At 42.1% G+C, this 11401-nt stretch carries 9 protein-coding genes; 2 read left to right on the top strand and 7 right to left on the bottom strand.

Annotated elements, in window-relative coordinates; genetic code table 11:
- Positions 1-330 precede the first annotated feature (330 nt).
- Entirely contained in the window at positions 331-1254 is a 924-nt protein-coding gene (locus ODU50_RS03000) for a metal ABC transporter solute-binding protein, Zn/Mn family (protein ID WP_013730650.1), read from the bottom strand.
- A gap of 125 nt (positions 1255-1379) precedes the next feature.
- Here ODU50_RS03000 and ODU50_RS02995 point away from each other — a divergent pair, with 125 nt between their 5' ends.
- Positions 1380-2039 carry a metal-dependent transcriptional regulator gene (locus tag ODU50_RS02995; RefSeq protein ID WP_012027964.1) on the top strand — a complete coding sequence of 220 codons (660 nt, stop codon included), beginning with the start codon at positions 1380-1382 and terminating at the stop codon, positions 2037-2039.
- 406 nt (positions 2040-2445) lie between these two features.
- Here ODU50_RS02995 and ODU50_RS02990 read toward each other — a convergent pair whose 3' ends face one another.
- From ODU50_RS02990 to ODU50_RS02980, 3 genes are all read right to left on the bottom strand, one after another.
- Entirely contained in the window at positions 2446-2631 is a 186-nt protein-coding gene (locus ODU50_RS02990) for a hypothetical protein (protein ID WP_398581302.1), read from the bottom strand.
- A 76-nt stretch (positions 2632-2707) separates the two neighbouring features.
- Positions 2708-3151, bottom strand: coding sequence for a D-aminoacyl-tRNA deacylase (gene dtd, locus ODU50_RS02985; protein WP_398581301.1), 444 nt, complete (start codon positions 3149-3151; stop codon positions 2708-2710).
- A gap of 1 nt (position 3152) precedes the next feature.
- Positions 3153-5354 carry a bifunctional (p)ppGpp synthetase/guanosine-3',5'-bis(diphosphate) 3'-pyrophosphohydrolase gene (locus ODU50_RS02980; protein WP_105178877.1) on the bottom strand — a complete coding sequence of 734 codons (2202 nt, stop codon included), beginning with the start codon at positions 5352-5354 and terminating at the stop codon, positions 3153-3155.
- Between the two features lie 255 nt (positions 5355-5609).
- Here ODU50_RS02980 and sntA point away from each other — a divergent pair, with 255 nt between their 5' ends.
- Positions 5610-8051 carry a heme-binding protein SntA gene (gene sntA / locus ODU50_RS02975; RefSeq protein WP_398581300.1) on the top strand — a complete coding sequence of 814 codons (2442 nt, stop codon included), beginning with the start codon at positions 5610-5612 and terminating at the stop codon, positions 8049-8051.
- A gap of 575 nt (positions 8052-8626) precedes the next feature.
- On the opposite strand, the gene ODU50_RS02970 is transcribed toward sntA, so the two are convergent.
- The 3 genes from ODU50_RS02970 to ODU50_RS02960 are packed head-to-tail and all read right to left on the bottom strand — an operon-like array spanning position 8627 to position 11170.
- Positions 8627-9451: a class C sortase gene (locus tag ODU50_RS02970; RefSeq protein ID WP_044761635.1), complete on the bottom strand. Its 825-nt coding sequence runs from the start codon at positions 9449-9451 to the stop codon at positions 8627-8629.
- Positions 9448-10305 (bottom strand): class C sortase, encoded by an 858-nt coding sequence (locus ODU50_RS02965; protein WP_044761632.1) that lies wholly within the window; start codon positions 10303-10305, stop codon positions 9448-9450. Before ODU50_RS02965 ends, ODU50_RS02970 begins: the two co-directional genes overlap by 4 nt.
- Positions 10283-11170 carry a class C sortase gene (locus ODU50_RS02960; protein ID WP_024381230.1) on the bottom strand — a complete coding sequence of 296 codons (888 nt, stop codon included), beginning with the start codon at positions 11168-11170 and terminating at the stop codon, positions 10283-10285. Before ODU50_RS02960 ends, ODU50_RS02965 begins: the two co-directional genes overlap by 23 nt.
- Positions 11171-11401: the final 231 nt, after the last annotated feature.

Raw genomic sequence — 11401 nt, 5'->3', positions numbered from 1 at the left:
GGTCCAAAAACGGAAAGAACTCGACCTAGACCGAGTCCTTTTTACTACTCATTTGAAATCCCTATTCACGCACAGACTACTGATATATAAAGTCCCGCTGTGAACCAAGATCATCGAGGTCTACAAGCGGTATTTCTAGTCAAGGACCTCAATAACTGGTGTGATTTGCTACTAACGCCTATCCTCCCCCAAGCGTTACCACCTCCAATAGAAAGAGTCCTATACCGTTTGTGCTCGAAACAATTGATTATCCCTCATATTGGTACCTATCAACTCTATCTTCGGTAATATCTCTAGTCTTCATTGAATAGCAAGTCCGTTCGACCTGTACTATTTCAGATATTTAACCATCAGTTTAACATTATGTTTGTACATGTCGATAAAGGTATCCCCTTCCTCGCCTTCTGGTGCCAAGGAATCTGAGAACAACTCCTTACCTTCGCCAGTAACAACTTCAACCTGACCACCTTTGGCTTTTACTGCCTCTTGCAATTTCTTCATGCGTTCTGGATTGGTTGTAGACTCTGTAAAGATAGCCTTGATATTATGGTCAATGATTAGGTTAACTGTCTCAATCATATCACTGTTAGCCACTTCTGAGTCGGTGCTCACGCCTTGAGGAGCATAGAGAGTGAAGTCATAACTAGCAGCAAAGTAATTAAAGGCATCATGTGGTGTTACCAAATAGCGACTTTCTTTTGGAATCACACTTAATTCTTTTTCTACCCAGGCATGCAAATCATCTAGCTGCGCTTGGTATTTTTCTGCATTTTTCTGAATCATCTCAGCTTTAGCAGGTAAGAGTTTTTGTAGTTCCTCTGAAGCTACAGCTACAGCTGACTTGTACAAGGGAATTGAAAACCAGAAGTGCGGATCGACAATCTCTTCTCCATCCTCATCCATCGTATTCAAGTCTTTTGCATTAAAGTTTTTAGAAACAGCTACTCCGGTCTTCTCCAAAGCTTCAACCATTTTACCTTCAAAGTGCAAACCGTGATAGAGAACAAGGTCAGCCTTTTGTAATTTTGATAAATCACTAGATTTGGCTACGTACAAATGAGGGTCTTCTCCTGCTGGAATCAGCAAATCACGTTCCACCTCATCACCCGCCAACTGATAGACCATGTCATTGAGAAAGGAAGTAGTCACAGCCACTCTTGGCTTACTAGAGCCTTCTGTGGTTTGCGATGGACGACAAGCTCCTAATCCTATTAGGGACAATAGCAGAGCAAAACTGAACAATATTTTCTTCATATAGGTTCTCCTTTTATTTTTATTAAGCATACCTAACTATATAATTAGATTAATCTAAAAAAATCATTTTGTCAACTGATTTTTAAATTTTTTGATATAATAGTTTCAGAAGAAAGCGAGTTCTCATGACACCAAACAAAGAAGATTACCTAAAATGTATTTATGAACTGGGTCAATTAGACCAAAAAATTACCAATAAACTCATCGCAGAGAAGATGGCCTTCTCCGCACCAGCCGTTTCCGAAATGCTCAAAAAAATGGTAGCCGAAGAGCTCATTTCTAAGGATGCCAAGGCAGGTTATCTCCTCAGCCAAACTGCCCTTGAAATGGTAGCCAGCCTCTATCGCAAACACCGCTTGATTGAGGTATTCTTAGTTGAGCAACTTGGCTACTCTCCAGAAGAAGTACATGAAGAGGCTGAGATTTTAGAACACACCGTTTCAGATCACTTTATCAATCGCCTAGACCTGCTACTGGAACAGCCTCAAACTTGTCCTCACGGGGGAAGCATTCCTCAAGCAGGACAACCGCTCATCGAACGCTACCAGACACGGCTGTCACAGCTAACTGAGACAGGGAACTACCAACTTGTCCGTATCCATGACTTCTATCAACTCCTTCAGTACTTGGAACAACATGAATTAGCTGTCGGCGACTTACTAACCGTCACAGCCTTCGACCAGTTTGCCCAGACCATCACCATCCAGTACAAGGACAAAGAGCTCGCCGTCCCAACAGCCATCGCTCAACAATTATTCATCGAAAAAAGCAATCGCCCAGCCTAAACAAGCTGAGCGATTTTTTCTTCTAAAATAAATAGTTACCTCTTTTTCAAATTACGGAAAATAGATCTGGCTGCAAAAATAGTTGCCCACATACATACACCAACCAAAGTAGGAAACCTATATAAAAACAGCCCAATAGAAAATGAGGGTTATAGGTTAAAGGCTGCAAGACAAACATGAGAATCCCTACCAACCCCCACCGCATACCCCATCTCTGGATAATCCACTCCAGCCAATCTTCCCCAACTGAACTTCTGGTTTCCAGATACTCTTGATTAAGGTCTTGAAAAAATTTTTTCATATTTCTGCTCACCTCATCCTAACTTCAAAGCATAAACTACCACTTTTTGACAATATTATTATAGCACGTTGTTTTCAAATAACCAATACTGTCGAAAAAACCAGCCTACTCTGGCTGGTTTTCTTGTAATCGCTCTTTTAGGCGACGACGGTATAAAATCTGCGATGGAATGAAATAAAGAAAACTTGCCAAAATAATCCAACGTTTATCTATTCCACTAAAGTAAATCACTAAAATCAAAAGAAACGCAGTCGTCAAATAAAAGAAATGATTTTTGAGCAATTTTTTCATAGCATCCTCCATACCTATTTTTTCAATATTAGTATATCAAAATACACAAATAGAGTACACACCATTGCCAGAAGTTTTACTTATTTTTCGTATCCAAAACAATGGTCACCGGCCCATCATTGACCAGACTGACCGCCATATCCGCCCCAAAAACGCCCACTTCAACAGGCACAAAGGCTGACAGGGCTTTGTTAAAAGCATCATAGAGTTGGCTGGCTAGGGCAGGAGCTGCTGCTCCTGTAAAGGCAGGGCGATTGCCTTTTTTTGTGTCCGCAAAAAGGGTAAATTGGGAAATAGATAAAATCTTGCCCGCCACATCTTGAACGGACTTGTTCATCTTGCCTGCCTCATCTGAAAAAATCCGCATATTGACGATTTTTCGAACAGCATAGTCCAGGTCTTCCTGGCTGTCATCTGGTCCCACACCGACTAGGAGCAAAAGTCCCTGTTCAATTTGCCCATGGATACTTCCGTCGATGGTCACACTGGCCTGTGATACACGTTGTAATACAATTTTCATCTTATCCGTTGGTCCTTTTCACTGAGTAAACTTCTGGCACAGACTTGATCTTATCCACCAGACTGGTCAAGGTTGCTAGGTTAGAAATACCAAAGGAAACATGGATGGTTGCAAATTTCATATCCTTGGTTGGCTGGGCATTGACCGAAGAAATGTTCTTGCTGGCATTGGTCAAAACCTTGAGGACATCGTTGAGAAGACCTGAGCGGTTGAGACCGTAGATGTCAATGTTTGCCATGTATTCCTTGGTCGAATTCTCATCCTCCCAGTCCACATCAATCAGGCGGACATCATAGTTTTCCTGACTCTTGAGGTTCATACAGTCCACACGGTGAACAGCCACCCCACGCCCCTTGGTGATGTAGCCGACAATTTCGTCGCCAGGTACTGGATTACAACATTTGGCAATCCGTATCAGCAAGCCTGACGCCCCTTCAATGACCACGCCACCTTCGTGACGGATTTTCAGACTATCTTTGTTGTCGTGTTTGACTTCGCCACCGTTGACCAATTCATCTGCGACAGCTTTGGCCTTAGCCCGCTCAGCTTCGCGACGCTCTTTTTCTGTCAGACGGTTAAAGATTGATATGGCAGAAACTTCTCCAAAACCAACTGCCGCAAAAAGGGATTCGTCGGTCTTATAGCTGGTCTTTTGCAGGACCTCATCCATATGGCGACGGTCCAGGTATTGGTTGGGAACGTAGCCATTTTCTTGGAGTAGGTTCTGAAGCATCTCACGCCCTTTTGAAACAGACAATTCCTTGTCCTGGTTCTTGAAGAACTGCTTAATTTTATTGCGAGCCTTGTGGGTTTTAACCAGGTTGACCCAGTCACGACTTGGACCGAAAGAGTTGGCAGAGGTGATGATTTCCACCTGATCGCCTGTCTTAAGCTTGGTCGTCAGAGGCACCATACGGCCGTTGACCTTGGCACCTGTCGCCCGCTCGCCGACCTTGGTATGAATTTCATAGGCAAAGTCAATCGGTACGGAGTCCTTAGGCAACTCACGCACAGCACCATCTGGCGTGAAAACGTAAATACGTTCTGTAAAAATATCGTCCTTGACAGAATTTACAAAGGTTTGCGCATCCCCAGCCCCTTCTTGGAGTTCAATCAGGTTGTTAATCCAGCGCAACTCTTTTTCACTAGCAGTTGCCTTGCCACCACGCTTGTAGGCCCAGTGAGCTGCCACCCCGTATTCCGCCACCTGGTGCATTTCCATGGTCCGAATTTGGAACTCGATTGGACCTCTCGGTCCGTAAACCGTGGTATGAATAGACTGGTAGCCGTTAGCTTTTTGGTTGGCAATGTAGTCCTTGAAGCGACCTGGCATAGGTTTCCACAATTCATGAATATACCCTAACATAGCATAGACATCGCTTGGAGTATCCATGATACAACGAATGGCAATCAAGTCATAGAGTTGATCAAACCGCTTTTTCTTATCGTGCATTTTGCGATAGATAGAGTAAATGTGCTTGGGTCTACCGTAAATCTGACCATGTAGATGGCGCTCCTCGGTATACTCTCTTAGCTTATCAACAACTTCATTGACCAACTCTTCCCGTTCACGGCGCTTCTCATTCATCATGCGCGTAATCTTGTAGAATTCAATCTCATTGAGATAGCGGAAAGACATGTCTTCCAATTCCCACTTGATTGAAGAAATACCTAGACGGTGGGCAAGCGGTGCATAGATTTCCATTGTTTCACGTGAAATACGTTCCTGCTTGTCCTTGCGCAAGTGCTTAAGAGTCCGCATGTTGTGCAAACGGTCGGCTAATTTGACCAGAATTACCCGCATATCTTGAGACATAGCAATCAGCATATTTCGGTGGTTTTCAGCCAACTGCTCCTCATGAGACTTATACTCAACCTTACCCAGTTTGGTAACACCGCCGACAATATGGCGAACCTCTGGACCAAATTCAGCCTCCATATCATCCAAGGTTACATCCGTATCTTCAACCACATCATGTAAGAAACCACAGGCAACCGTCACAGCATCCAGCTTGAGTCCTGCTAAAATACCTGCTACCTGGATCGGGTGTACAATATAGGGCTCGCCCGATTTACGAAATTGGGACTTGTGTGCCTCTGTCGCAAAATCTAAAGCTTTCTTGACAAATATAACATCTTCTTCCGGTAAATAGGTGGCTGTCAAAGCAACCACTTCCTCCCCAGTGTAGTTAATTTCTTTCATATCTCTACTCTTCCTCTTATATTTCCTACTATTCTACCATTTTCACGAAAAAAGAAAAAGGAATCTAACATAAGACTACTAATTACAAACAATCTAACCCAGACTCAGATTCAACGAACGTTCCTTTTTTTATTGTTTTTCTTACTATTTTCACTTATTTTTCAATCAAACGTTCAGAATTAGTCTTGAATTTTATATTTCTTAGCTGTATAATGATTGTAGAAGATTATTACAAAAAGAAAATGGAGGATTCTTATGAATTTTCGTTTCAGTAAGTGTGCCGTAGCACTCACACTAGCTCTCTTGGCTGCAAGCAATCCAAAATTAGCTCAAGCCGAAGAGATTCTCAATACAACTCCAGCTTCTTCAACAGAAGCAAGTCAGGCTGTACCAGTTGAAACTGACACCACAGAGAAAACTGATAGTACAGAATCTCCTGCTCCAGCCACTACCGAAGCTGAAAATCCAAGCTCTTCCGAGACAGCTGAAACTAGTGATCCTACGAGCGAGACAACTGACACAACTGCTTCAGAAGCACGCACGGTCACTCCTGCTGCAACTGAAACTAGCCAGCCTGTTGAAGGACAAACTGTTGATGTTCGCATTCTCGCAACAACTGACCTCCATACGAACTTGGTCAACTATGACTATTACCAAGATAAACCAGTGGAAACGCTGGGTCTGGCAAAAACAGCTGTTCTTATCGAAGAGGCAAAAAAAGAAAATCCAAATGTTGTATTGGTAGATAATGGAGACACCATTCAAGGTACTCCTCTTGGAAATTACAAGTCTATCGTTGATCCTATTGAAGAAGGCGAACAACATCCTATGTACGCCGCCTTAGAGACGCTGGGATTTGATGTCGGCACACTTGGCAACCACGAATTTAACTACGGCCTTGCCTACCTCGAAAAAGTAATTCGTACAGCCAACATGCCTCTAGTCAATGCCAATGTCCTCGATCCGACTACGAAAGACTTTCTCTACACCCCTTATACCATTGTGAAAAAGACGTTCACAGACACCGAGGGTAAAAAGGTTACACTAAATGTCGGTGTTACAGGGATTGTTCCCCCTCAAATTCTCAACTGGGACAAAGCTTATCTAGAAGGAAAAGTGATTGTCCGTGATGCAGTTGAAGCCGTTCGCGATATTATCCCAACCATGCGAGAAAATGGCGCAGACATCGTTCTGGTCCTTTCCCACTCAGGTATCGGCGATGACCAATATGAAGTCGGCGAGGAAAATGTCGGTTACCAAATCGCCAGCCTAAAAGGAGTTGATGCGGTTATCACAGGTCACTCCCACGCAGAATTCCCAGGAACTGCCGAAAAACCAAGCTTCTACGCTAAATACTCTGGCGTGGATGATACAAATGGTAAAATCAACGGCACTCCTGTCACCATGGCTGGAAAATACGGTGATCACCTCGGTGTGATTGACCTTAATCTAGTCTTTAAAGATGGCAAATGGACAGCTACTTCTAGCAAAGCGGCTATTCGTAAAATCGATACAAAATCATCTGTAGCAGATGGTCGCATCATCGACCTTGCTAAAGAAGCCCATAACGAAACCATCAACTATGTGCGCCAACAAGTCGGTGAAACAACTGCTCCAATCAACAGCTTCTTTGCCCTTGTTCAAGATGATCCTTCTGTACAGATTGTTAACAATGCACAGATTTGGTATGCAAAACAACAGTTGGCGGGTACTCCAGAAGCTAATCTACCAATCCTATCTGCGGCTGCACCATTTAAGGCTGGTACTCGAGGCGACGCTTCAGCCTATACAGACATTCCTGCTGGCCCAATCGCCATCAAGAACGTAGCAGACCTTTACCTCTACGACAACGTTGTAGCCATCTTGAAAGTCAACGGTGCCCAACTCAAAGAATGGTTGGAAATGTCCGCAGGGCAATTCAACCAAGTTGATCCAAGCTCAACAGAGCCACAAAATCTAGTCAACACAGATTTCCGCACTTACAATTTTGACGTTATTGATGGAGTAACCTATCAGTACGATATTACGCAACCAAATAAATACGATCGTGATGGTAAGGTAGTCAACGAAACTGCCAGCAGAGTTCGGAATCTGCAATACAATGGGCAAGATGTGACAGCTGATCAAGAATTCATCGTTGTGACCAACAACTACCGTGCAAACGGTACTTTCCCTGGGGTTCGCGAAGCTTCCATCAACCGCTTATTGAACCTGGAAAACCGCCAAGCCATCATCAATTATATTATCGCTGAGAAAGTTATCAATCCTACAGCAGACAATAACTGGACCTTTACAGATAGTATCAAGGGACTCGACCTCCGCTTCTTGACAGCAGATCGTGCGAAAGCTCTAGTTGCTGACCAAGAAGGTATTGTCTACCTACAGGCTTCAACTTCCAGCGAAGGGTTCGGTGAGTTCAAATTCGTCTATACTGAACCTAAAGTAGTGACTCCAGATGAACAGCAATCAGATCAAGGTAACACAGGTCAAGATATTGTACTCGAATCTGGTCAACGAATTACTCTTCCAGCGGTAAATCCACCAGCTCCTGCTCCACAACATAAATTGGCAAGTCCACATTCACAAACGAGCACCAAGACACTCCCTGCAACAGGAGAAGCTACTTCTATGCTTAGTCTGCTTGGCCTCACTTTGATTGGTTTTGTCGGCGCATGGACTAAGAAAAAAGAACATTAAAATAGACGAGACTGAGCAAAAACTAGCCCTTGTTCAAGCCTCATTGCTTTTAACTCGTCACGAACCTCTTAATACTCAATGAAAATCAAAAGCAGCCTAGGAAACGAAGTCGAAGATAGAACTCTGTTACTATCTTATTTCAAGGTAACAGGCTGAAAACAAACCTCCACTGGAGCTTTTCACTCATCAAGGCTCTTGACAACGGATAATTTTGATTTTCGAAGAGTATAAAGAGGCGTTCGTACGACTTGTCACTATACCAATACCCTTTTGCACTCAATAAAAAAACACAGATAGACTCAAGCTGATTTTGATGAAATCCAGCTAAGCTGTCTGTGTTTTTCTTTTATTCCCATTATTTTGGACTAATTTCTTAACCAATTTTCGTTAATACTCAATGAAAATCAAAATCAGACTAGGCGACGCAGATGCAGATAGAACTGAAGTTCATCAAATCAAGTTAACAACGTCTGCTTTTGATTTTCGAAGAGTATAAATTCATGCTCACTAGGAGGAAACCTATCTTTGTTTCAACCCTCTTTTGACCTCTGTGTACACCAAAAACGCCCTTCATCCTACCAAATACAGATTCTAATAAAACGGTAAAGGATATAAAGCAACAAGACCCAACCAAATATCGTTAGGTAAAATACAAGACTGAATGAATATTGCTGAAACTGCTTTATTTCAAGTTGACTGGTCTGGCTCACTTCATCAGCTTCCTCTATTACATCTGATTCGCGATAAGCGTTGACTAACAAGCGATAATCAAAAGGAGGAACTAGTGGATCACATGTCAACAAGGTTACCATATCCTGACCCTCAACAGGTAATAACTTTTGCCAATCTGTTGCTTTTATCACTTCTGTATTTTTTACCAAATACGTCAGCGTCCTCCCGCCAACCTCAATAAAAATCTTATCGCCTTCTCTCAACTCTGACAGTCGGAAAAATCTGAGATCATTGTACCAACTACGGTGACCGGCAATGACACTTCGTCGACCTATTCCACCTATAGGTAAAGCTGTTCCTATAACAGAAGCAACTCCATCATTTAAATGTTCACTGGTCGCCCCAACATAAATAGGTTGTCGAATTTCAATTTTTGGAATACTCAAATAACCAATTGCCTCATCCATTAATTCAGAAAATAACACATCGGTACTATTTGAATCATTTTTCTCTGCAAAGGGATCAACTGTGGGTAAGTCACCACCACTAACCTGTTCCCCATAAGCCTTAATTTCTTCGAGTTGCTCTGTCGAAAAGAATTTAGAATTCCTACGATAAGACTGATACTGTTGGAAAACTTGAAACTCCTGCACTGACATATTTGTCAGTAACACTAAAGGAAGCAACAAACCAACCAACATGAAAATATATCCTATTCTTTTCATCATTTCCTTTCCACCTTCTGATACTTCTTCCTACGGAGAAGATAGAGGATAATAACAATCACTACTATGATTAATAGGGCTACCAAGTAGGATAGCGTTAGCATATCCAAAAAGAATGCCGGTTTTTGCTTGATGGCAACTTTCGGCTCATAAGGAACGCGATGTCCACGTACCAACAAACGATGGCTGTTAATCATATAAGGAGTACAGGTTAGCAAGGTTGCATAGTCTTTTCCGTTTTGAACTATAACAGGATCAAAATTATTCGGTTCAACAACTAAAATCTGGTCCACCTCATAAGCCAAGACCTCAGCTATATTATGAATGTAGAATTGATCCCCGACTTTTAAATGATCGAGATTGGTAAATAGCGAAGCATTAGGAAGACCACGATGCGCCGTAATCACAGTATGAGTACTTTCTCCACCAACTGGCAAGGAGGAACCTTCCAAATGCCCCGCTCCTTTTTGTAATACTTCCTCAGTTGTACCAGCATATATAGGAATTCGCTCGTTGATTTTCGGAATTTCTACAAAACCAATTTTCTCCTTCACCTCAAGCATACGAGCGTATTCCACTACCCCAGCCTTCTCTTCTTCTGTGTAAGGATCTTGCAATTTGTGAGGTTCCAAGGTCTGGTTGTAGGCCCTAGCATGCTCCAACCTTTTCAGAACTTCTTCACTCGGTAACTGTTGTGCTTGTTCATAAAATGATTGGATTTTATAATCAGAGTCATAACGATAATAATATTGAGAAATCCACGGATACAGCGTCACTACTAAACCAAAGAGAAATAAAAGCTTCAAGAGTATGGACTGTTTAGACATTCCCTTTCTAAGTTGTGAACGTTTCATCATTACTCGTCACTTTCTTTTTATTTTTCCGCCTTTTTGTTAATAAGAAAATCAGTAAAATACCGACAAACATTCCGAGCGCATAAAGAAGATAACGAATAAGAATACGCTTCTCTGCATTTTCAGACGCTTTAAGATGCTCTTCTGCAACATAAGGAATACGATGGCCGCGTACCAATAAACGGTGCGTATTCACCATGTAAGGCGTACAGGTTAGCAAGGTTGCATAGTCCTGCCCAGGCTTGACCAGCAATTCCTCAAATTGAGTTGGTTCAGCAACCACTATTTGATCTACTTCATACGCTAATGTTTCTACGATATTGTGAATGTAGAAAGTATCACCGATTTTTACCTTCGTTAAGTCTGTGAATAACCGAGCTTTGGGTAAACCTGTATGAGCCGTTAAGACAGTATGGGTATCGCTCCCCCCAATCGGTAAGGATGTTCCTTCCAAATGCCCTACACCTTTTTGAAGAACGGTCTCAGAAGTTCCTGCATAAACAGGAAGCTTGACCTCAATTTTTGGAATTTCAACATAACCTATCTTTTCATGCAATTCCAGCATCCGTGCATACTCTACCCGTCCAGCTTCATGTCGTGATTTGGTATACGGATCCTCCGAAACCACATTATTCAGACTCTCATTAAAAGCTTGAGCTAAATCCATTCGTTCCTTAACCTCCTCAGAAGCTAAGGTCTTTTTTTCTTGGTCGAAAGAATTAGTCAGCTGATCCGACTCATATCGATAATAAAAATTAGAAACATGAGGATAAAGTAAAATCCCAAATCCAATCAAAAATACCAAGTAAAAGGGGATATTACTTTTCTTTTTTTTCTTTGTAGTTTTTCCCGATTTTTTCTGTATCATAATCCGAACTTTATTATTCTTCCATTGTCTTTCTACTGCATTGCAAAGCTAATACTCAATGAAAACCAAAAGTAGCCTGAGAAACAAAGCCGAAGACAGAACTGGAGTTCATCAAGGCTAGTTGACAACGGATAATTTTGATTTTTGAAGAGTATAAAATCCCCTACATTCTGCTTTTATTATACCATAATCCAACTTTAAAACGAAAAATCCCATTGCCCCAGATTCAAC

Source organism: Streptococcus sp. 2020WUSS084, assembly GCF_044427445.1.
Classification (GTDB): Bacteria; Bacillota; Bacilli; order Lactobacillales; family Streptococcaceae; genus Streptococcus; species Streptococcus suis.
Note: the sequence above shows the minus strand (reverse complement) of the source record. Positions and strands in the feature narration are given on the sequence as shown.